This window comes from Microbulbifer elongatus (assembly GCF_021165935.1).
GTDB classification, from domain to species: Bacteria; Pseudomonadota; Gammaproteobacteria; order Pseudomonadales; family Cellvibrionaceae; genus Microbulbifer; species Microbulbifer elongatus.
Window position 1 is genome coordinate 1,670,402 of the sequence record NZ_CP088953.1, and the last position, 22,358, is coordinate 1,692,759.

20 protein-coding genes are annotated in these 22,358 nt (G+C 58.7%); 8 read left to right on the forward strand and 12 right to left on the reverse strand.

Annotated elements, in window-relative coordinates:
* Positions 1–9: 9 nt before the first annotated feature.
* The 3 genes from cynS to LRR79_RS06820 are packed head-to-tail and all read right to left on the reverse strand — an operon-like array spanning position 10 to position 3,123.
* Positions 10–459, reverse strand: a complete 450-nt coding sequence (cynS, locus tag LRR79_RS06810; protein WP_231759617.1) for a cyanase — start codon at positions 457–459, stop codon at positions 10–12.
* A 39-nt stretch (positions 460–498) separates the two neighbouring features.
* Complete coding sequence (locus tag LRR79_RS06815; protein ID WP_231759618.1) at positions 499–2,229, reverse strand: bifunctional protein-serine/threonine kinase/phosphatase; 1,731 nt, start codon at positions 2,227–2,229, stop codon at positions 499–501.
* Positions 2,230–2,274: 45 nt separating this feature from the next.
* Positions 2,275–3,123 (reverse strand): formate/nitrite transporter family protein, encoded by an 849-nt coding sequence (locus LRR79_RS06820; protein ID WP_231759619.1) that lies wholly within the window; start codon positions 3,121–3,123, stop codon positions 2,275–2,277.
* 518 nt (positions 3,124–3,641) lie between these two features.
* Between LRR79_RS06820 and LRR79_RS06825 the strand changes: the two genes are divergently transcribed.
* Positions 3,642–4,994 (forward strand): nitrate regulatory protein, encoded by a 1,353-nt coding sequence (locus LRR79_RS06825; protein WP_231759620.1) that lies wholly within the window; start codon positions 3,642–3,644, stop codon positions 4,992–4,994.
* Here LRR79_RS06825 and LRR79_RS06830 read toward each other — a convergent pair.
* From LRR79_RS06830 to metG, 5 genes are all read right to left on the reverse strand, one after another.
* Positions 4,991–5,185, reverse strand: a complete 195-nt coding sequence (locus tag LRR79_RS06830) for a hypothetical protein (RefSeq protein ID WP_231759621.1) — start codon at positions 5,183–5,185, stop codon at positions 4,991–4,993. The two genes, LRR79_RS06825 and LRR79_RS06830, sit on opposite strands and share 4 nt — an antisense overlap.
* Before the next feature lie 16 nt (positions 5,186–5,201).
* A complete protein-coding gene (locus LRR79_RS06835) occupies positions 5,202–5,705 on the reverse strand; it encodes a hypothetical protein (protein ID WP_231759622.1) in 504 nt (167 codons plus the stop codon).
* 98 nt (positions 5,706–5,803) lie between these two features.
* Complete coding sequence (locus LRR79_RS06840; protein ID WP_231759623.1) at positions 5,804–6,109, reverse strand: hypothetical protein; 306 nt, start codon at positions 6,107–6,109, stop codon at positions 5,804–5,806.
* 153 nt (positions 6,110–6,262) lie between these two features.
* Complete coding sequence (locus LRR79_RS06845; RefSeq protein WP_231759624.1) at positions 6,263–7,195, reverse strand: D-2-hydroxyacid dehydrogenase; 933 nt, start codon at positions 7,193–7,195, stop codon at positions 6,263–6,265.
* 190 nt (positions 7,196–7,385) lie between these two features.
* The gene (metG, locus tag LRR79_RS06850; RefSeq protein WP_231759988.1) at positions 7,386–9,425 is read right to left on the reverse strand and encodes a methionine--tRNA ligase; all 2,040 of its coding nucleotides are present in this window, start codon (positions 9,423–9,425) and stop codon (positions 7,386–7,388) included.
* 216 nt (positions 9,426–9,641) lie between these two features.
* Between metG and apbC the strand changes: the two genes are divergently transcribed.
* The 3 genes from apbC (at position 9,642) to LRR79_RS06865 (ending at position 12,140) form a co-directional block, all read left to right on the forward strand.
* Positions 9,642–10,793, forward strand: a complete 1,152-nt coding sequence (gene apbC / locus LRR79_RS06855) for an iron-sulfur cluster carrier protein ApbC (RefSeq protein ID WP_231759625.1) — start codon at positions 9,642–9,644, stop codon at positions 10,791–10,793.
* A gap of 177 nt (positions 10,794–10,970) precedes the next feature.
* Positions 10,971–11,378, forward strand: coding sequence for a hypothetical protein (locus LRR79_RS06860; protein ID WP_231759626.1), 408 nt, complete (start codon positions 10,971–10,973; stop codon positions 11,376–11,378).
* 378 nt (positions 11,379–11,756) lie between these two features.
* Positions 11,757–12,140 (forward strand): hypothetical protein, encoded by a 384-nt coding sequence (locus LRR79_RS06865; protein ID WP_231759627.1) that lies wholly within the window; start codon positions 11,757–11,759, stop codon positions 12,138–12,140.
* A 31-nt stretch (positions 12,141–12,171) separates the two neighbouring features.
* Here LRR79_RS06865 and trhO read toward each other — a convergent pair whose 3' ends face one another.
* Positions 12,172–13,182 (reverse strand): oxygen-dependent tRNA uridine(34) hydroxylase TrhO, encoded by a 1,011-nt coding sequence (gene trhO / locus LRR79_RS06870; RefSeq protein WP_231759628.1) that lies wholly within the window; start codon positions 13,180–13,182, stop codon positions 12,172–12,174.
* A 208-nt stretch (positions 13,183–13,390) separates the two neighbouring features.
* On the opposite strand from trhO, the gene LRR79_RS06875 reads away from it, so the two are divergent.
* Both LRR79_RS06875 and LRR79_RS06880 read left to right on the forward strand, forming a co-directional pair.
* Positions 13,391–13,657, forward strand: a complete 267-nt coding sequence (locus tag LRR79_RS06875; RefSeq protein WP_231759629.1) for an RNA-binding protein — start codon at positions 13,391–13,393, stop codon at positions 13,655–13,657.
* 232 nt (positions 13,658–13,889) lie between these two features.
* A complete protein-coding gene (locus LRR79_RS06880; RefSeq protein WP_231759630.1) occupies positions 13,890–14,564 on the forward strand; it encodes a hypothetical protein in 675 nt (224 codons plus the stop codon).
* A 90-nt stretch (positions 14,565–14,654) separates the two neighbouring features.
* On the opposite strand, the gene LRR79_RS06885 is transcribed toward LRR79_RS06880, so the two are convergent.
* The 3 genes from LRR79_RS06885 to ydiJ form a co-directional block, all read right to left on the reverse strand.
* A complete protein-coding gene (locus LRR79_RS06885) occupies positions 14,655–15,077 on the reverse strand; it encodes a 3D domain-containing protein (RefSeq protein ID WP_231759631.1) in 423 nt (140 codons plus the stop codon).
* A 634-nt stretch (positions 15,078–15,711) separates the two neighbouring features.
* Complete coding sequence (locus LRR79_RS06890) at positions 15,712–16,443, reverse strand: tetratricopeptide repeat protein (protein ID WP_231759632.1); 732 nt, start codon at positions 16,441–16,443, stop codon at positions 15,712–15,714.
* 54 nt (positions 16,444–16,497) lie between these two features.
* Positions 16,498–19,575 (reverse strand): D-2-hydroxyglutarate dehydrogenase YdiJ, encoded by a 3,078-nt coding sequence (gene ydiJ / locus LRR79_RS06895; protein WP_231759633.1) that lies wholly within the window; start codon positions 19,573–19,575, stop codon positions 16,498–16,500.
* A 212-nt stretch (positions 19,576–19,787) separates the two neighbouring features.
* Here ydiJ and LRR79_RS06900 point away from each other — a divergent pair, with 212 nt between their 5' ends.
* Positions 19,788–20,825, forward strand: coding sequence for a YbgA family protein (locus tag LRR79_RS06900; protein ID WP_231759634.1), 1,038 nt, complete (start codon positions 19,788–19,790; stop codon positions 20,823–20,825).
* Positions 20,826–20,849: 24 nt separating this feature from the next.
* On the forward strand, positions 20,850–22,337 hold the full coding sequence (locus LRR79_RS06905) for a cryptochrome/photolyase family protein (protein WP_231759635.1): 1,488 nt from the start codon (positions 20,850–20,852) through the stop codon (positions 22,335–22,337).
* The last annotated feature ends 21 nt before the right edge of the window (positions 22,338–22,358 follow it).

Sequence of the window (22,358 nt, forward strand, 5' to 3'; positions counted from 1 at the left end):
CCGCGTGGATCAGTAGGTCTTGTAGGGAAGGAATTTGCCAGACATCACCATATTCACCCGGTCGCCTTTCGGGTCTTCTTCCCGCTGGATATCCATGGAAAAGTCGATGGCGCTCATGATGCCGTCGCCGAACTCCTCGTGGATCAGCTCCTTGATAGTGGTGCCGTAGACATTGACCAGTTCGTACAGGCGGTAGATCAGTGGATCCGTTGGTACCGCCGTGGGCAGGGAGCCTTTGTAGGGGGCAATCTGCAACCAGGCAATCGCTTCGTCACTGAGATCAAACAGCTCGCCCACCACCGCGGCCTGTTGCTTGTCCAGGGTCATCTGCCCGAGGCAGGCGGCGGTGGTCCACTCTTTTGACTGGCCAATGGCATCTGCCACCTGCGCCCACTTCAGACCTTTCTGTACCTTGGCAACCAAAATAAGGTCGGTCACTTGCTGGCGGTTATTGATCATAGGAGTTCTCCATTCACAAGAGTTGGGTCAATACAGGGATCAGGTTGCCTGGGAAATCAGGCTCAACAGATAAAAGACAAAAAGCAGCAGCACGCCACTGACGGACTGCCAGAAACGCACCGGGTAGCGTTCCATCAAGGGTGGGCGTGTACTGTGGATGTATTCCGGATTGGGGTGGCGCAGTTCGTAAATAAATTCAGACAGTGCCTCGTGTCGCCGCAGCGGATTCGGTTGCAGTGCTTTTTTCAGTGTCGCATCAATCCATGCAGGTATGGCCCGGGACTCACTCAGCACGGTGCGATAGCGCAGTTTGTGCTGGGCCGCCACCGTGTTGCTGCGGGCTACCTGTGTGCCATAGGGAAATTCGCCGGAGAGCAGGTGATAGGTGAGTACCGCCAGAGAAAACAGATCGGAGCGGGGCGTGCCGCTGTCGCCGAGAAAATACTCGGGTGCACTATACAACGCGGTGCCGAGAATCAACTGGCCATTTTCCTGTGCGGTCTCTGCAATGCCTGCCACTTTTGCCGAGCCAAGATCGATCAGGGTGACGGTGCCGGCCGCGCTGATCATGATATTTTCCGGGCGCAGATCCTGATGCAGAATTTCTGCCCGGTGGAGCGCCTGCAGCCCCCGACCGACCTGCTCGATAATACCTCGCACGGTTTCCAGAGAGGGTTCCGGGTTGTCGGTCATCCACTGGCGCAGGGTCTGCCCCTCTACCACCTCCAGCGTGGTATAGAGAAAGCTGCGTGGGCGCCGGCTCTCTGCTGCGCGCACCACATGAGGGCTGTTTACCCGTCGCGCCAGCCACTCCTCCATCAACAGGCGCTGAAGGTGCGCCGGATCTTCGGACTGCTCCACAGACGGTGCTTTGAGGATCACCGGTGTGCCGCTGTCCCGGTCCGTAGCCAGATACACGTGGCTGCGGTGGCTGGCGTGGATATCCCGCTCGATGGTGTAACCGTCAACGTCGTCGCCGGCACTCAGAATCGGGGGCAGGGGAAGTTCCCCGGCCTCTAGCGCCACGGTGCGCGCGCAATCTGGCAGCTTTTCGACCTGTACCAGCTGCACGGTGAGATTGTCCCTGCTGCCGTTGGCCAGGGCGGCCGCCACCAGGTTCTCTGCGATCGAATCGAGGCCATCGGTGTGCTGCTGCAGAAGCGCGATCAATGCCTGGTGCGAAAGGTGCTCGTGTACGCCGTCGGTGCTCAGAAGAAATAGATCGCCCTGCACGAGTGGCAGGCGGCGGTAGTCGATTTCCGGATCTGTTTCCGCACCCAGGGCTCGGCCCAGATAACTCTGGTGCTCGCCCTGCCAAACGCGGTGATCGTGGGTGAGCTGTTCCAGCGTGTCGCCGCGCAGTCGGTAGATACGCGAGTCGCCGAGGTGGAATAGGTGCGCCTCATGACCTCGCAATATGACCGCACTGAAGGTGCATACATAGCCTTTGTCTTGATCGAAGCGGAAAGGGCTCTGGCGGGTCTGCTCCAGCAGCCAGCCATTGGTGGCCCTGATCACCTGCTCCGCGGCACTCTGCACACTCCAGCCATCGGACGTGCAGTAATAGTCGTCGAGAAAACTCTTGACCGCCGTTTCACTGGCGATTGCGCTGACGCTGCTGGAGCTGATGCCGTCGGCAACAGCGAAGGCGGCACCTTTCACCGCCAGCTGCGGTTCTGTGGGGAGAAAAGCGCCGTAGCTGTCCTGGTTTTCCGGTTTTGCGCCGGCACTGCTGTGCTGACCGACGGTCACTGTGAGGGAGCTGTTCATGGTAGGTGGCAAAGAATAGCCCCGCGGTGTGCGGGGCTATCGGGATCAGGCCATGGCCTCTTTGCCGGCAGTGGAGTTCTGCGCACTCAGCTGGCGCTTCGGCGCCGTCTTGTAGTGGGTGCTGTAGAGGGTCAGGCCGGTAAATGCCAGACCGCCGACCAGGTTACCCAGCGCCGTGGGAATTTCATTCCAGATCAGATAGTCCATGACCGAGAAATCACCACCCATCATGATTGCGGTGGGGAACAGGAACATGTTTACCACGGAGTGTTCGAAGGCCATAAAGAAGAACAGCATGATCGGCATCCACATGGCGATCACTTTACCGCTTACATTGGTGGAGATCATCGCGCCGACAACACCCATGGAAACCATCCAGTTACACAGCATGCCGCGAATAAAAATGGTGAACCAGCCGGCTGCGCCGTATTCCGCATAACCGAGAGTCCGCGCTTCCCCAATGGTGGATAGCTTGGCGCCCACCGCGCCGGGTTCGGTGTTGAACCCCATGGTGAAGACAAAAGCCATCATGACCGCGACGGTGAGTGCGCCGGCAAAGTTGCCGAGAAATACCAGTCCCCAGTTGCGCAGAATGCCGCCCCAGGTGACGCCGGGGCGACGGTCCAGCCATGCCAGTGGTGCCAGGACGAATACACCGGTCAGCAGATCAAACCCCATCAGGTAGAGCATGCAGAAGCCCACGGGGAACAGGATCGAGCCGATCAGGTGGGAGCCGGTCATGGTGCCCACGGTCACGGCAAAGACCGCAGCCAGCGCGAGAATGGCGCCGGCCATATAGGCCCGTACCAGAGTATCCCGCGTGGACATGTAGATTTTCGATTCCCCTGCATCGACCATTTTGGTCACAAACTCGGTTGGAGCGAGATAAGCCATAATCGTTTCCTTTATTGAGTCCTGGAGGCTGCACCACCTTTGCTGCCGTCCGCGACCGGCTGTGCGCTCGGGGGGCGGACATTCGGGCACAAAAAAAGGCGCCCACACGGACCGATCGAAATCGGTCAGTGGTGGACGCCTTTATCCAGAGTATTCTGATTGTTCGGGTGACCCCGTGTGTGCCGCATTGCACCTGCCTGCACAGGTTTCATGTAGCAAACGTGATGCCAATTTTCTCAATGGCGTATCACTGCAGGAAAACGGGCGCCTGGCGTACCGCTGCTGCAAGGATTGCGAGCGGGTTCTCAATACGTGGCCACATCGAGGTGTGTGGGTGCGCCGATCTGGTGCATGCGGGGTGGTTCGCATGAAATTGGTGCAAGTTGCCCGCGTGGCCCGATAGCACACACGGGATATCACCGGCGTCGAGTACCTTGTGGAATATAAATTGCTGGAGTAAGGGCATGTTCGTTGTCGTGAAGTCTCAGTAACAAGGAGTGGCGTGCGGGGGCACTAACATGCAGAACCACAGTGACGATGCGGAAAAATTCCTGCTTGCTGCCAAGCGGGCTGAAATCCAGGCACTGGAGCGACTCGCCGGGAGCTGTGAGCTGGTGACCACCGTTTCCGATCTTGTGCACCAACTGCAGCGCGAACGTGGCATCAGCAATATCTATCTGGTGTCCGCCGGTTTTCGCTTTTCTGAGCAGCGCGACACCCAGATCCAGACCTGCCAGCTCAGCGAAGGGCGTTTTCGTACGCTGTTGCACAATCGCTATCTGCAGAATGATCGCGGTGATACCGCGCCGGATATGCGGTTGCTGAACGGTATTGCCTATTCCCTGCACGGGCTGGATGAACTGGCGGAGTTGCGCAGACACATTGATGCGTTTGAGATAAGTGCGCTGGAGTCCACGGATGCCTACTGCCGTTTGATCGCTGGCTTGCTAAGCGTGGTCTTCGAAGCTGCCGACGTCGCGGACGATCCGGAAGTCACACGACTTCTGGTTGCCCTGTTCAACCTGATGCAGGCGAAGGAGTTCTCCGGTCAGGAGCGCGCCTGGGGCGCGCTCGGATTCGCCAGCAGTCAGTTTGATACCCGGGTGCACCAACGTCTGCAGCAGTTGCAGGACTGCCAGCGGAGCAGTCTTGAGGTTTTTGCGGAATACGCCGGTGAACAGGAAAAGACACACTGGCAGTCGATTGAGGAGAGCCAGGCGTCGCGGGACCTGCAGCGCCTGCGGCTGGTAATCGCGGGCCTGAACAATGGCGAGTCAATTGCCGCGGAGATCAGTGAGGTCTGGTATCAGCTGGCCACCGCACGCATTGATGCCATGCACCGCCTGGAAGACGCCATGGCGGAACGACTGTTGCGGGTAAGCCGTCAGCGTGTGTCTGACGCGCAGGCCGAACTCGGTCAGCATTATGCCCAGTTACAGCAGATGAAGTCCGCGGAGTGGAGCAAACTGCCGGCTCTTGCGGTGCTGTTCGATCCAGAAGTACCCGGTCTATATGGCAGTGTTACGGCCAGTGGTCTGGGCACGTTGCGTAGGCAACCCCTGGCGCACTCACTGTACGACCTGATCCGCACGCAGGTGGCACATATTCAACGGGTGAGTGCGGAGTTGGAAGAAACCCGCAGGACCCTCACCGAGCGCAAGCTGGTAGAGCGGGCAAAGGGCATGTTGATGAAGCGCCTGCGCATGAGTGAAGACGATGCCTATCGCACCATGCAGCAGCGCGCTATGGATATGAATCTGAAACTGGTGGATGTGGCCGAACGGATAATGACCGCCAGTGCGGAACAGCGCCTGGCCTGCGGGGTGCAGGACGCCCACGCAGGCAGCGACCAGGATAGTGTTCCGGCTTAAATCGCCCGTAGCGTCAGGTACCAGTTCACCAGAGAGTGTGCGGTGGGGCGATTGAAAAACCGCTGCAGCACAAAGCCACCGGCAAAGGCGCCGAGCATGGCGGCCGGCAGCGGCACTCGCCGCGCCTGCACCAGGGCGTGCGTTCGCTGCTGCCGCAACAGGGCGGTGGCGCAGTGGCGCTGCTTCAGCATCGCCAGGCTGCGTTGTTCAATCTGCCTGTTTAAAGAGCGCAGTGACATCTTCGAGAGCCTCTTTTGCCTGTCTGCGGGATTCATCAAAGCCCAGTAATTTTTTCAGGTTGTTTGCCGCCAGCAGCAGCCCGCCAATCATCAGGAGCTGCGATATGAGGAATATCCCGAAGCCTGCGTAGATGGACTGGAAGAAGTAATAGCCCAGCAGGCCGAGTCCCGCACAGATACTGACGATCAGGGATATCGCGAGGAAGAACAGGACCAGCAGCATCACCACAATACGTGAGCCTGCCTGCAGGGTGCGCTTGAATTCCAGCTGTACCAGACTGGTGAAGTTCTCTGCCCAGGCCGAAGCGAGGGTCATGGTCGCCTCCGCGCGCTCGCGCAGGGCGTAAAACTCCTGGGTCAGGCTTTCAACCTGATCAGCGCCGGTGTGGGGAGATTCATCCTGATAGGGATCGTGGTGGTCGCTCTGCGGTTCGTGCCATTGCGGCTGTTCTGAGTCCTGCGGGCCCGCCATGCAATGCCTCCAGTGGGTGAGTCCAGTGTAAAACGTGCAAAGGGAAACACCCGGCTAGCGCGCCGGGCATTGTCCGCGTAAACGAGGCAATCCAGCGGTTATTTCAGAATTTTTGCGATCAGCCAGCCCGCGGCAAAGGCGCAGCCGACACTGACCAGCGGATGTGCCTTGATGGAACTCTCCGCTTTTTCAGCGACATCCTGCGCGCGCTGTTTGCCTTTCTCCATCCCGTGCCGGGTGCGCGCTTTCATGGTGCCGGCGGTCTCCCGCGCGCGCATTTTCACGTTCGCGGCGGTATCCTGCGCGGCTTCGCCGGCCAGGTGGTACGCCTGGTGTAGCTTGTCCCGTGTGGTACCTGAATTAGGCGATGTGGAGCCGGAATTCGGGGCTTTTGCAGTTGCCATGGTTTTACCCTCCGATAGCAATCAAGGTGAGCGCGAAGGATAAGACGGGCGCAAGGCACTCCGCAGGGAAAAAGGTGCTTTGGGAAAAAAGAGTATCAGCAGGAGTGGCGACAGATCAGTCAGGTCTAAAAGGTGACTGCTGATGCGTGACGGTCAGGGTTTCAGTGTGCCGGTAATATTGGCGACCACGCCGTCGAGCAGTCGCTGCCGACTCTCACGGCTGATCCACGCATTGTGGGGCGTGATGAGTAGATTGGGTATATCGTCCGCCAGCAGCGGGTGGTCCTGTGGTGGCGGTTCAACACTCAGCACATCCAGTGCGGCGCCGGCGATTTCTCTGCTCGTCAGGGCACTGGCCAGGGCTTTTTCATCGACAAGGCCACCGCGCGCGGTGTTGATCAGAAAGGCGGAGCGCTTCATGGCAGACAGAAATGTCGGGTTCACCAGCCGATCGGTCTGCTCCGTGAGCGGGCAATGCAGACTGACCACATCGGATGCCGCCAGCAATTGCTCCAGCGGCACACGGCCGGGTTTTGATTCTCCGGTAAACGAATCCGCGATCAGAATGCGCATCCCCAGCGCTTCTCCCAGCCGCGCCACCTTGCGACCAAGGTCGCCATAGCCAATGATGCCAAGGGTCTTCCCGTCCAGTTCCATCACCGGATAATCCAGGCGGCAGAAAATCGGCGACTGGCTCCAGCGGCCATCGCGGACATCCTCATGGTACTGGTACCAGCGCGTGGCCAGAGCGAGTATCAGCGCGAGGGTATGTTGCGCGAGAGAAGTCCCGGTATAGCCGGCCACATTTTTTACCGGAATATTTTTCGCCGCTGCCGCGTCCAGGTCGATATTGTTGGTGCCGGTCGCGCAGACGCAGATCAGCTTCAGTCCGGGGGCGCCCTCGATCAGATCCCGGTCGAGAACCACTTTATTGGTAATCACCACATCCGCGTTGGCGATCCGTTCCGCCGTCTGCGTGGGTGAAGTCGTTTCAAAAAACTCCCACTGATCCAGCGAACTTTCCAGCGCGGACGTATCCAGTTCTTCCAACTTCATCGTCAACGTATCAAGAAAAACCCCACGCATAACAAAGTCCTTTTAAAAAATGAAGTTGAAGATAAGGCCCTCAGGGGTAGCCTTCTGCGGAACGATTGCCGATGAGGTTGTGGAGCAGAAGGCTACCCCTGAGGGCCGCCACTGAACCTAAAGATTGGTAGGAGCCTGTGGAGGTTCGCCTGCAAGCAGGCTCCTACATGGTGTGCGATGGTGTGCGGGTTTACATTACCCGCATACCAGGCTGAGCGCCGGCGTGAGGTTCAAGGATCCAAAGGTCCTTCCCGCCGGGGCCCGCCGCCAGCACCATGCCCTCACTGACCCCAAAACGCATCTTGCGCGGTGCCAGGTTGGCCACCATCACCGTGTGCTTGCCGATCAGATCTTCCGGGCGGTAAGCGCTCTTGATACCGGCAAATACATTGCGAGTCTCACCGCCCAGATCCAGAGTCAGGCGCAGCAGTTTGCCCGCACCTTCCACATGTTCCGCATTGGCAATCAACGCAATACGCAGATCCACCTTGGCAAAATCGTCGAACTGAATCTGCTCCGCCAGTGGGTCGTCTGCCAGAGGGCCAGAGGACGCTTTGGTTTCCGCCTGCAGTTGTGCCAGGGATTCCTTCGCCGCCTCCTGCGTGGCCTCGACCTGGGATTTCTCCACCCGCTGCATCAAAGGCTTGAACTTGTTAATGGTGTGACCCGCAAGCGGGGTCGTGGCAGTATGCCAGTCCAGCGTCACACCCAGGAAATCCTCGGCTTTTTTCGCGGTTGCCGGCAATACCGGCGCCAGCCAGGTAATCAGTGCGCGGAACATATTCACGCCCTGAGAACAGATCGCCAGCACTTCGTCTTCCTTGCCTTCCTCTTTCGCCAGAGACCAGGGAGCCTTGTCGGCAATCCACGCATTGGCGGCATCCGCCAGAGCCATGATCTCGCGGGTCGCGCGACTGTATTCGCGCGCCTCGAAAAATTCGGTAATACGCGGCGCCGCTTCCACAAACTGGTCCCACAGGGCCTCGTCCGCGAGTTCGCTCGCCAGCGCACCGCCGGACTTGCTCACAAACTTGGCGGTGCGCGACGCAATGTTCACCACCTTGCCCACCAGGTCCGAATTCACCTTGGCAATAAAGTCGTCCAGGTTCAGATCTAGGTCGTCCACACCCGCGGTCAGCTTGGCGGCGAAGTAGTAGCGCAGATACTCCGGATTCAGATTGTCCAGATAATTGCGCGCGTTAATAAAAGTGCCGCGGGACTTGGACATCTTTTTGCCGTTGACGGTGAGGAAGCCGTGCACGCACACCTTGGTGGGGGTGCGGAACTCGGCGGAGTCCAGCATGGCCGGCCAGAACAGCGCGTGGAAATTGACGATGTCCTTGCCGATAAAGTGATACACCTCGGCGGTGCTGTCTTTTTTCCAGTAGTCCAGCCAGTCCAGGCTATTCGCGTCACAATAGTTTTTCAGGCTGGCCATATAGCCGATGGGGGCATCCAGCCACACATAGAAATACTTGCCCGGCGCATCGGGAATTTCGAAACCGAAGTAGGGCGCATCGCGGGAGATGTCCCACTCCTGCAGGCCGTCTTCCAGCCACTCGGACAGTTTGTTCGCCACTTCGCTCTGCAGGGTGCCGGAACGGGTCCACTGCTTCAGAAAATCGGTGAATGCCGGCAGGGTAAAGAAGAAGTGTTCGGACTCTTTCTCGACCGCCGTTGCGCCGGAGATGGCGGAGACCGGATTGATCAGCTCGGTAGGGCTGTAGGTTGCGCCGCAGACTTCACAGTTATCACCGTACTGATCCTCGGCTTTACATTTCGGGCAGGTGCCTTTGATGTAGCGGTCTGCCAGAAACAGTTCTTTCTCCGGGTCGAATGCCTGGGTAATGGTACGCGAGGCGATATGGCCATTTTCTCGCAGGCGCTTGTAGATCATCGCCGAAAGCTCACGGTTTTCTGCGGAGTGGGTGGAGTGGTAGTTGTCCACACCAATCAGGAAGTCCGCGAAATCCCGTTCGTGCTCCGCCTGCATATTGGCGATGTGCTGCTCCGGGGTCAGTCCCAGCTGCTCGGCTTTCAACATGATGGCGGTGCCATGGGCATCGTCGGCGCACATGTACAGGCACTGGTTGCCACGGGCGCGCTGGAAGCGGGCCCAGATATCCGTCTGGATGTACTCGAGAATATGACCCAGGTGCAGGGAGCCGTTGGCGTAGGGCAGGGCACTGGTGACGAGGATGTTTCTGGGCTGACTGTCGGTGTGAGACATCATGGGTTCCAAAAGCTGCGAGATTAGTCTGTGTGGATTGTTTGAATGGTGCGGCGCCAGGGCCGGAAAAGAGCGCGGAATATAGCAGAAATGGGGGCTGTAAGGCACCCGGCAGCATCACGGGACCGATAGGTCGGGCGCTTGTCATCCGCGCACAGCTTGACCACAATGCCGCCCCAATTCCCATTGCACATCTGTTCTAGCGAGGACACCACCGTGACCGATCACCATCAAGACCACAGCGACCTTTCTCCTGAAATCCAGGCGGGGCTCGAGCGGATCGCGGAGACCGTTGGCGCTCTGGAAGACCCGTCTACCGGCGTGGTCCTCGATGCCCTGGATGCGGACATTGAGGTGGGTTTTGACGACAGCACCGTGTATGTCGGTGTGACCCTTGGGTACCCCTGTGCCAGCCAGCAGCCCCATTGGGCACAGCGGGTGCAGGCGGCCTGTGAGCCGCTGCTCCAGGGGGCACTGGCGTGCAGTGAAATTCAGTTTGATCTGTTTTCTGATATCCAGCGTACAGACGCAGGAGAGGTACCGGACTCCCTTAGGGCGGTGAAGAACATTATCGCCGTGGCGTCAGGAAAGGGCGGTGTGGGCAAGTCCACCACTGCGGTGAACCTGGCGCTCGCGCTGGCCGCCGAGGGCGCTGCGGTGGGGTTATTGGATGCGGATATTTACGGTCCCAGCCTGCCCACCATGCTAGGTACTGAAGGGTTGCGGCCGGAGGTACAGGGCGGCAAGTTTTTTGTACCCATTCCGGCGCAGGGCCTGCAGACCATGTCGCTGGGGTACCTGCTGACTGAAGATACCCCGGCGGTGTGGCGGGGTCCCATGGCCAGCGGCGCCCTGAACCAGATGCTGACTCAGACCCTGTGGGGCGCTGGCAGCGAACACGGTGAGCTGGATTATCTGGTGGTGGATATGCCTCCGGGCACCGGTGACATCCAGTTGACCCTGTCGCAGAAGGTGGCTCTGGCCGGTGCGGTCATTGTGACGACACCCCAGGATCTGGCCCTGGTCGATGCCATCAAGGGAGTCGAGATGTTCCGCAAGGTTTCTGTACCGGTGCTGGGAATTGTGGAAAACATGGCGCTGCATACCTGCTCCAAGTGTGGTCACGAGGAGCCTATTTTCGGCGCCGGTGGTGGCGACAGAATGGCGGCGGACTACGACACCCGTATGCTGGGTCAGCTGCCGCTGGCGATGGCGATCCGCCAGCAGACCGATGGTGGAAGCCCTACCGTGGCCGCGGAGCCCGAGGGCAAGGTCGCGGCGCTGTACCGTGAGATTGCTCGCGCAGCAGCGGCGCAAGTGTGGCTTGGTGCCAGTGACGATGGGATGCCGGAGATTGAACTGGATTGATCGCGTCAACAGGCGCCAGTACGAGGATCAGTCGGAACAATTCCAGCGTGGGGCTATACTCAGTGGCCGCAAATTTCCGGTAGACACTGGGATACCCGACCTGAGGTCGGGGAAACGGCGGTGGAGCGTGATTCTTCGTGAGACGCGCCTCCGCCCTGAATGTATTGGCTCAGGAGAATGCAGTTGGGCTTTCAGGTTCGATTTAACGCAACGACGCGTGTGGTCAGTGCCATCTTTTTCGACCGTGTGGATGCGGCGGAAAAACGTGCGGCGGCCCGCCAGATGGCGGAGAAGTACGGGCACCTGCATCCACTGAATGTGCTGGTGGACGTGCGCCAGGCTGATATTGAAATGTCCGTGGCCGAGCGCGAGGCGTTTGGCACCTACGTGGCCCATCTGCAGGGAGTGAAACACGGGCGCATCGCTGTGCTGCATGCGCCGGAGTACAACGCCAATGTGGTGATTGACGGTGTAGCCCGTGCGGAAGGATTGAATGTACTGGAATTTGTTACCGAGCAGGCGGCGCTGCAGTGGCTGGCGGAAGGCGAAAAGTCGCGCTCCATCACAGGAGAAGTGCTGCGTTGATACCCGGAACGTTGCTCCGCGACTTCCGTGTTCTTTTCACCTATCCTCTTCTCACTTCGCGGACCGGGCCCCGCGCCACCGCGACCTCTGTCTCATTTCCCCACCAAGGTCATATGCCCTGAACCTGACTTGGTACGCACTGTGCAGGAGCTTCCGATACGCCGGAAACGCGTATCCGGCACTGTGATGCGCGTCGCGGTTACTTCATTGGATTCAGGTTGTATACGGATCGGTTTCACAGATTTGCAACGAAGCTTGGTTTTTTGTGCCAATCAAGACGCTTTGTTCGTAGTATTCGACCATTCTTGCTCCAGAAAAAAGAATGAAGCGGTTTTTGCTGTGGCGCTTAGTCGCCCCGCGCGGATACGAGTAGTAGTTGTGAGTTTTCAGTTTCGGTATGACAACCAGAGTCGTGTGGTTTACCTCTTGCTATATGGAGAGGCAACTCTCGACAATCGAATACGGGCAGCGCGTCAACTGGTGGCCAAGTATGGACATCTCAAACCCCTGCGGATTCTCGCGGACGTTCGCAAGGTCAGCAGACTGTCCATGACACTGGATGAGCAGCGGCAATATGGCAGCTTTGTCGCCAGTGTGCCTGAGCTGCGCGCGGCGCGCATCGCGGTGCTCAACAATACGCAGCTGAATACCACCGCTGTTATGCGCAAGCAGGCACGCCAGGGTGGGTTGAATTTTTTCTCTTTTCTGACCGAGGCGGAAGCTCTGCAATGGTTGACCAGCACCGCCGATGTTCCCAGTTGACGCCGGCGGCCCGGTTGCGGGGTAGGGGTAATCAGGCGTTACGCGCCTGCTCTGCCTGCTGGCGTCGCTGAGCCTGTTTCTGCTGGCGTCGGTTGCGTGTGGCGGCCTTGGCATCTTCACCCAGGTGTTGCTCGCCGCGAATCCTGGCCAGTTGAATCTGTTTTTCCCGCTCGCGGAAGCGGGATTTATCCGCTTCGGAAACCTTGTCGTGACAGTGGGGACAGCTGACGCCCTGCTCAAACAGTTCGGAGGCCATCTCGTCCTCAGTGATCGGCATGCGGCAGGCGTTGCATTGGGCGTAGGAGCCGCGTTCCAGGTCGTGGTTGACGGTTACCCGATCGTCAAACACAAAGCACTCCCCTTTCCACAGGGTCTCGTCTTTCGGAACCTCTTCCAGGTACTTGAGAATGCCACCCTGCAGGTGGTACACCTCGTCAAACCCCTGCTCTTTCAGGTAGGCGGTGGACTTTTCACAGCGAATACCACCGGTGCAGAACATAGCCACTTTTTTATGTTTCTGCGGGTCCAGGTGTTGCTTCACATACTCGGGAAACTCGCGAAACGACGTGGTGTTGGGGTTCACCGCGTGCTGGAAAGTGCCCACCTGATATTCGTAGTCATTACGGGTATCGATCAGCAGAACCTCCGGATCGGAGATCAGTGCGTTCCAGTCCTCCGGCTTGACATAAGTGCCCACGGTACGGCGCGGGTCGATACCCTCTACCCCCATGGTTACAATCTCGCGCTTCAGTTTCACTTTACTGCGCAGAAATGGCATCTCCCGGGTGTAGGACTCTTTGTAATCCAGTGGCGCCAGGCGCGGGTCGGACTGCAGGTGTGCGAGCAGGGCATCGATGCCCCCGCGACTCCCCGCTACGGTGCCGTTGATGCCTTCAACCGCCAGAAGCAGAGTGCCGCGCACCTCATGGTCGAGCATGACCTGCAGCAGGGGCTCACGTAGGGATTCGAAGTTTTCAAGGGTGACAAATTTGTACAGTGCGCAGACCACGACGGGCGCGCTTTCGGCAGAAAAAGCGGTCATTTTGATGTCCTTTTGCAGGCCGGAGCGTAAATCCGGGGCATTCGGGGGAAAGCGGTAAAAATTCGCCGCGCATTTTAACAAATTTCTTTCCCTGCAGCGTACACTTTTTCGACAGTGAAGGACGCTGCTTGACGATGGCACACCGGAACGGGTGTCTCTGCCAATCGGCGACTTACTTCCACTTCTCCTAAGCCAGCGAGGTTACCCCATGGCCGAAGACTTCACTTCCCAGGACTCTCCCCTGAGCCGGGCATACAGCGATGGAAACCACACGGTCAGCATCGATATCTACGAAGACGGCGAGGGGGGCTGGCTTCTGGAAATTGTCGATGCGCACAACAACTCTACCGTGTGGGAAGACGTATTCGATACGGACGAAGAGGCCCTGCAGGAAGCGCTGGATGCACTGAAGGAAGAGGGTGTGGGTGCGTTTATTGGTCCGGCGGAGGAAAGTGGGAGTTGGGAAGCGCCCTGATGCCCCGACCCTGTTAGGCGTACCCTGCCAGGTCCTGGTTTGAGGCGCACGGGGAAATAATAGCCCGCTGGCCGGCAGGATTGCCGTGCTCTGCTATGGTTATTTATAGAAGGGAATCGCGACAGTGTAACAGCACTACCCAATCGCGGCGCCGCCAAGGGCAGCAAGGAAAGTTGCCCTGGCGGTGCCAACTGGCCGCGGTCTGCAGATGTATTAAGTGTGGTTGCTCTGCATGAGAATATTCCCTTACTGTCTTCTACTTCCCCTGCTGTGCTTCTCATCGGCGATGCCGGCATTTTCCGGCATTGAGCTGACGCTTTCCGATGATCGGACGATCGATGTGGATCTCGCGGAGGCCGAGCTGATTTCCGAGCTGAAAGGTTATGCCATTATCGCCGGTCGTACCTGTATCGACTGCGACGAGAATACGGCGATATTCCTTGAGAAAATTGATCGGCCCGAGGACGCGCGCCCGACGCGCGACCGGGGTGGTGATGAGCCGCCAGAGCCTGAGAAATTCCCCACGCGGGAAGATCGCGACCTGCCGTCGGCGGAGCGGCAGGACCGCTCGCAGGCACAGTTGGAAGGTAACGAAGATGGTGTACTGAATGCAGACCTTTCAGGGGAGCGCTTTACCTATCCCGGAAAATACCGCGACTACCTTACCAAGCAGCTGGTGGAAAAAACCCGAATGTTCTACGGCAAGTGCCACGAAGATGGCCCGGCCCTGCTCTGGCTGAGTGAGTATCTCACCGACAAAGGGTGGGTAAAGGAAGAGTTCCTGCTGGTTTTTCGCGATGAGGGGATAGAGCACCGCTACAATCAGAGCTATCAGCCGAGTATCTATTACATCGAGAATGAAGGGTGCCGCGAGGTGCCCGGAATAGAGGTCACCACTGAGCCCTGATATCCGGAACAACAAAAAACCCCGCGATCGCGGGGTTTTTTGTTTGACAGTGCTGGCAACTCCCAGGAGCTTCAGTCAATCACTGGTCTGTTACTTCTTGTGGTTCCAGACAATTTTCAGCTTTTTCTTGCCCCATTTGCGGGCTTTCTTGATGTCTTCTTCCATCCACACGTCGATGCGGTTTTTATAGCGCTTGTTCATACGGTCGCGCACAGTGTAGGTGCCGGGCAGACCCTCAATTTTCACTTTGGCGCCGTTGGTCAGACCGTGCTTTTCCAGGTCGCGGGACACCGCAATAATCTTGTCACCGGGACGCAGACGGTTGTTCCAGGCCGCAGTCCAGGGGTCGTCATCGGTCTGGCCTTCAACAGAATTGTAGGCGGTCGCGGTGACGGTCATGGACTTCTTTTTCTTATCCGGGGACTCCTTGATTGCGGCAAAGGCATCGCCACCGGCCAGGGCCGCAAGGGAAGCTGCAAGCACGATGATGTACTGTTTAAGACTCTGTCGCATTGGTTCTATACCTCCGGAAGCTCTCTGGTCACAGACAGTGGATGTCTGCGTGGCTCCAAGTTGATTTCTTCATAAGCGATCAATGTTTGATCAGCGAGGGCCATATTAGGGGGTGGGGGAATTCGCGCAAGGCTGCCCAGAGAACCGCTGAGTCTTCGTAAAGATTCTCGTATTCCCCGAGACGAATAGTCCACACGGTGCGTAGTGACCGAGAATGTTGGGATGTTGTCTCTGATTGTGACCACTTGATGACGAGTGGCGAAACAAACGTTTGAATTTATTGGTAAGGAATTCCTGACCACGGGAACAGGTTGACAGCGATGTCATCTAGGGTTGGTTAAAAAATCAACGACAACGGCGCCGAGAACCCGCAGACCGTAGAACATAATTTTTTTGTGATTATTTGTGACCGGCCGTTCGAAAAAGGCCAAATGTTTTGATCTTTACGCCAGAAAGCGGGTGTGAGGGCTAAATCCCCCGCGCGCAGAGAAGGTTTAGCCTATTAGGCTGATTGAAATCTCTGTTTTTTAGGTCAAACCGTTTGCGCAATATAAGGCTTTGACTAGGGGAAGTTGTACTATCGTCCTATATTCATTTCGGCGCTGTGGGCTGGGAAGGGCTCCGTGACCGCGACTCAGATCGCGGTTTTGCCCACCGGTTGTTGTGGGTTGACCAGTTCCCGCAGGGCGGTCAGGTAGGCCTGATCCTCCTCCAGGTCGGGAAAGCCGTGTTTACGGTCCAGTGCAACCGCTTGCTCCAGCCATTGAATGGCTTCCTCCAGGTTGCCCTGCCACTCGCATACCTGGCCAATATTGAACGAGGTGATCGCCAGGTTCTGCCAGTCCCCTTCAGCACGCAACTGTTCGATGGCACCGGTATACATCTGGTAGGCCCTGCGGAGCAGGAGTGCGCGGCGATTGGGCATCTCCTGCACAGCAGACTCCTGGTGGAAGGTGTGGGCAATGGCTGAGCGTACCCGCGCCGCGGAGTGCTCGAAGGGAATTCCCGGAGACGATTCGATATACAGCAGCACTGCCTCAAACTGCTCCCGCGCCAGGGGGTAGAGATCCGGGCGTTGTGCACCCAGCGCATTGAGAATGATGCCGTAGCGGTAACGCAGCTGGCTCTGCTGATGAGGCTCGGCTTTCAACTGCGCGATAGCGCGTTCGTAGAGCGGGAGTGCCAGGTCATAACTCCCTTCCAGAGCGTACTCTTCTGCTTCCATGATCAGGGGCGCGACATCGGTGCCTGCCTTGGGGGCGTTTTCCTGTGCCACTACGGAGGGCGAGAGTGGCAGGCAGAGAGCGGCTAGCAGGGCGGCGAGGCAAGCAAGCGGGCGCGTGCGGTGTTGGCAGCTGGGCAACATGGGCAGTCCGTATTCGTCGTTGTTTGCGGTGGTGCGGGCACCACCGCAAACAAGTTAGTGATTACTGACAGTAAACCCTGAATCTTCAATTTGTGCCAGTAGTGCCTGCAAGGGGTGGCGTAAATCGGTGTCAGCAAAGCGCTTGCTCTGGCAGCGACAGGAGTAGCCGGTGGCCAGTATGGCACTGGCATCGCCGGTCAGCTTGGGCGCCCAGGACTGCTGAAAGATGGTCCGTGACGTTTCCTTGTTGGCCACTTCGTGGCCGTAGGTACCCGCCATGCCACAGCAGCCCGCGGCCTGGCTGTTGAGCTCCATGCCCAGGGCACTGAACACCTGCTGCCACTGACGGGTGGAGCCGGCAGCGTTGGACTGCTCGGTGCAGTGGGGCAGCAGGGTAAAGGTGCCGGGCTGCAGCCGTTTTCGGTTGCTGGCCAGGTGCTCGGTGTGCCGGGAGAGCCACTCCTGCAGCAGGAGGACTTCCGGCGCTTTATCCCCGAGAAGCTTCCGGTATTCTCCCCGGTAAGTCATGGTCATGGAGGGGTCTATCCCCACCAGCGGAACCCCGCTTTCCGCAAGGCTGTTCAGCATGGCGCTGTTGCTGGCGGCAGTCTGGGCAAACTGGCGCAGGAAGCCGTGCACGTGCAGTGGTTTGCCGTTGGCACGAAAAGGCGCCACCAGCGGGTTGAAGTCCAGCAGCTTGAGCAGGCGCAGGGTGTCTGCGACTACATCCGCGTCGAAATAACTGGTAAACGCATCCTGCACAATCACTACGGATTTGGCCCGCTGTGCCGGGCCCATGGCACGCAGGCTTTCGCGGCTGGCGTAGGGTACACCCAGCTCGCGCAACACTTTGTCCAGGCGGGTGGCGGAAATGCTTGGTGAGTCCGCCAGGCCCAGCCCGCGCTCCATGACCCAGCGCACCGGCTTCAGCTTCAGCGGCAGGTTGTACAGCATTGGCACCCGCGCCAGATGGGGCATCATGAACTCGAGGCCGCCGACAAAGTAGTCCTTCAGTGGGCGCAGATAGCGGCTGTAGTAGAGCTCGAGAAACTTGGCGCGGAAGGTGGGCACATCCACCTTGATCGGGCACTGGCCGGCGCAGGACTTGCACGCCAGGCAGGCCTGCATGGATGCATTCACCTCGTGACTGAAGTCGTATTCGCCACGGGCGCGTGCCAGAGAATGCTTGATTCGGCTGGGCAGGCCGATCAGAAACGACTGCTCACGGCTCTTGCGTGCCACCGCTTCCGGGTCCACAGAGCGTTCGGACAACAGGCGCAGCCACTCGCGGATCAGCGAGGCGCGGCCCTTGGGGGAGTGGATGCGGTTGCGGGTGCCCTTGTAGGAAGGGCACATGGCGTCGTCCGGGTTCCAGTTAAAGCAGGCCCCGTTGCCGTTGCAGTAAACGCCCTCGGAATAGCCCTCCCACACCTGTACCGGGATCTGACGATCGTGCTCGCCACGGGTGGGTACCTCATCAATTTTGAGCAGGCCGGAGGCGGCGCTGGGGGTGGCGATCTTGCCGGGATTCAGCTGGTTGCGCGGGTCGAAGGCGGCCTTGATCTTCTGCAGCTCCGGATACAGTTCGCCGAAGAATTCCGGCGCGAATTCCGAGCGCACGCCTTTGCCGTGTTCACCCCACAGCAGACCGTTGTATTTTTTCGCCAGGGCCACCACTTTTTCGGTAATGATGCGTACCTGCTTGGCTTGTTCCGGGTCTTTCATGTCGATGGCCGGGCGCACGTGCAGTACACCGGCGTCCACATGGCCGAACATGCCGTAGGCAAAGCCGGCTTCGTCCAGGGCGGCGCGGAACTCGGCGATAAAGTCGGCGAGGTTTTCCGGCGGTACCGCACAGTCTTCCACAAACGGGATTGGACGCTGTTCGCCCTTGGCGTTCCCTAGCAGCCCCACGGCGCGCTTGCGCATGCCCCAGATCTTGTTCACCTGGGCGTGGCCGCGGGCAATGGTGTAGCCGAAGCTCTTGCCCGGCTGGCCGACCAGGCTGTCCACATGGGTGGTGAACTTGTTGAGCGCCGCCTCCAGTTCCTCTTCGGAATCCGCGGTGTATTCCACCAGATTGATCCCCTGAACGGGGCGCTCGTCCTGGGGGAAAAACTCGCTCACCTTCTCCCACACGATATCCCCCATGGCCAGCTGCAGCACCTTGCTGTCCACCGTCTCGATGGACGTGGGCCCGGCCTTCATCAGGTCGGTGGCGTCTTTGAGGGCATCCTGGAAGTGGTCGTAATTGAGATTCACCAGTGCTGCGCACTTGGGGATCTTCAGCAGATTGAGCTTGGCCTCGGCGATAAAGCCCAGGGTGCCCTCGGAACCACAAAGAATGTTGTTCAGGTTGAAGCGGCCGTCCTTGCCTTTCTCACTGTCGCGAATATGGGCCAGGTCGTAGCCGGTGAGGCAGCGGTTCAGTTTTGGAAATTTGGCATCGATGAGGTCATTTTTTTCCCGCCCGATACGGTCGACCACCTGGTGAGCCCTGCCAGCACGGGAGTCACTGCTGGTGACCTCTGCCAGTGTTTCATCGTCGATGGCCTGGGAGTGCCAGAGTTCGCCGCCCATCAGCACGGTTTTCAGTTCCAGCACGTGATCGCGGGTCTTGCCGTACAGACAGGAGCCCTGGCCGGAGGCGTCGGTATTGATCATACCGCCAATGGTGGCGCGGTTACTGGTGGACAGCTCCGGGGCGAAAAACAGGCCGTGGGGCTTCAGCGCCGCGTTCAGCTGGTCTTTTACCACGCCGGTCTGCACCCGCACCCAGCCCTCTTCGGTATTGATTTCGAGGATGCGGTTCATATGCCGGGAAATGTCCACCACGATGCCATCGGTCAGGGACTGGCCATTGGTGCCGGTACCGCCCCCCCGGGGAGAGAGCACCACGTTATGAAATTCCTCCCGGTCCGCCAGCTTCATCAGCAGTTGCAGGTCGTGGATGTCCCGGGGATACACCACCGCCTGGGGCAGTACCTGGTAGATGGAGTTATCGGTCGACAGCACCGTGCGGCTGGCGTAACTGGGGCTCGCATCGCCATGGAAGCCCTCCTGCTTGAGTGCTTTGAGAAACTGCAGGTAGAGCGCCTGTACATCGTTGATTTCGCGCAGTGCTGGAATCATTCCGGGCCCCGGGATCTGGTAAGACTGGTATATATAAGAAGGACTGGCATTTTAGCGGCGGTGGCGGGCTGCGCAACAATTACCGGGGAATTCACCGGTTGGCGTTGGATTATTGCGGTGGTGCTCCGGTATCCCGCTCTCATCCGATAAGGCGGCTGCAGCGTAGAGTAGACTTAGGTGGAAGCTTAGAGGCGATTTGGGCTGGAGAGCGGATGAAAATACAGCAACAGAGCCGAAAAATACCCATCGGTATCAGTCAGTGTGCCATGGGCGACCCGGTGCGGTTCAATGGTTGCCACAAGCACAGCAAAATATGTACAGAACTGCTGGGTCAGTGTTTTGACTACGTCCCCCTGTGCCCGGAGGTGGCGATTGGCATGGGAGTGCCGCGCAAACCGATTCACCTGCTGGTAGAGAAAGCGAGTGCGCCGGTGGATGCGGTGCGTGTGGTGGGGGTGGAAGATCCGGAAGTGGATGTCACCGAGCCATTGCGGGCCTATGCGGACTCGGTGGTGCCCCAACTGGAAAAGGTGCGCGGCTACATTTTTATGCAGAACTCCCCCAGCTGCGGCCTGCGGGGTGTGCGCCGCTATCTCGACAATGGTCACGGTATCGACAGTGAAGGCGTGGGCGTCTTTGCCCGGCGTCTGCAGCAGAAGTTTCCCCATCTCCCGATGGAAGAGGTCGGGCGATTGAACAACAGTGCATTGCGGGAGAATTTTCTGACCCGGGTTTTTGCCTACGATGCCTGGTTCCGCTACGTGGAGCTCGAGGGCGGCGACCCGGAGGAAGTGCCAGCGGATGACGCCTCCGGTCCGGTGGCGGCCGCCTCCTATCTGGCGAGGATCATCGAATTCTATACCGCCTACAAGTACCTGCTGCTCGCCCACCATCAGGACAAAACCCGTGCGTTGGGGCGATTAGTGGCCAACGCGAAGTCGTTACCCGAGGACCAGCTGGCGTTTGAAGTGCGTGGTGGGATTATGGATATTCTGTCTCGCCCCGCATCCCGCAAGGACCGCACCAATGCCCTGATGCACAGTGCCGGTCATCTGCGTGAATTTCTGGATAAAGACGAGAAAGCAGAGCTCAGCGCGCTGATCGAGGAATACCGTCTGGGGCGCAAGCCTCTGTCGGCGGTTCTGACACTGCTGCGCCACTATCTGCCGCGTAGTCCGCACAGTTTTATCCACAATCAGGTGTTGCTGGCCGCCGAACCCGCAGAGCTCGGGCTCTGTGATTTTCATTGATCAACCGGCGACTGAGTCCAGTGTATGGCTGAAACAGTGTACCAACGCGGCCTGGTGTGGTTTCGCAATGATTTGCGCATGGCAGACAACACCGCGCTTTACCGCGCAGCGAAAAGTTGCGAATGCGTGGCCGGTATTTTTATCGCCTGCCCGGAAACCTGGCGTGAACACAATGATGGCGATCATGTCGTCGCCATGCGCCTGCGCAGCCTGATGCAGCTCCAGCGCGCGCTCGAGAAAAAACATATACCGCTGTACTTTCTCGAGGTCGCCACCTTTTCTGAGGTGCCTGCGGCCCTGGACCAGATTACACAAAAGCTGAAAATCGATGCATTGTTTGCCAATGCCGAATATCCGCTGAATGAACTGCGGCGGGATCAGGCGGTAAGGGCGCAGCTGAAAAAACGTCGACTTCCGCTGGAGCTGTCTACCGACCGCACCCTCGTCCCCCCCGGCAGTATTACCACCGGCGACGGCGCCGGCTACAAGGTTTTTACACCGTTTAAGCGCGCGTTTATCGCCGCGCACGACAACAGTGGCGAGGCCTTTGCACCATTGCCTGCCCCCCGTTCCCGCAGCGACGATCACGCCGGACAGTGGCCGGAGTGGATCGCGGTGGAGGGCGACAGCAATCTGGTGCGGCGGGTCCCTGACACGGTGGGTGATTACGCCGTGGCGCCCGGCGGGAACCAGCGGGTTCGCGACTGGTCCACGGGAGAAGCTGCCGGCGCCCGGGCACTCAAGGCGTTTGCGGAAATCATCGATGACTACCACCGCTGGCGTGACTTTCCGGCACGGGAAAATACCTCGCGTCTTTCGCCCTATCTCAATTGTGGCGCTGTTTCCATTCGCCAGTGTGTACAGATGGCGACGCAAGCCAACGGCGGCCGCTGGGCCGGAGGCAGTGAAGGGGCCACAACCTGGCTAAGCGAGTTGCTGTGGCGGGAGTTTTACCAGCACCTTGTGGTGAATTATCCGAGAGTGTGCCGGAACAAACCTTTCAAGCCCGAAACCGAAGCCGTGCCCTGGTCTGATCGGGAGCAGGATTTTGCGGCCTGGTGCGAGGGGAAAACCGGTGTGCCGATAGTGGATGCGGCCATGCGGCAACTGAATGAGACCGGCTGGATGCACAATCGGTTGCGTATGATTGTGGCCTCGTTCCTCACCAAAAATCTGCTGACCGACTGGCGCAAGGGAGAGCGCTACTTCATGCAAACTCTGGTCGATGCGGATTTTGCGGCCAATAACGGTGGCTGGCAGTGGGCGGCCTCCACCGGCACCGACGCCGCGCCATACTTCCGAGTATTCAATCCTTACAGCCAGTCAAAGCGGTATGATCCGGATGGCAGGTTCATTCGCACCTATATCCCGGAGCTCGCTGAATTGGGGCATCGCGATATTCATTGTCCACCGCGGGATATCTTCGCAGATCACGGTTACCCAGCCCCAATATGCGATGTGACTGAATCCCGCAAAACCGCAATAGAAGCCTTCGCAAACTTGAAGAAATAGCGATCCTCTGATTTATTTCTT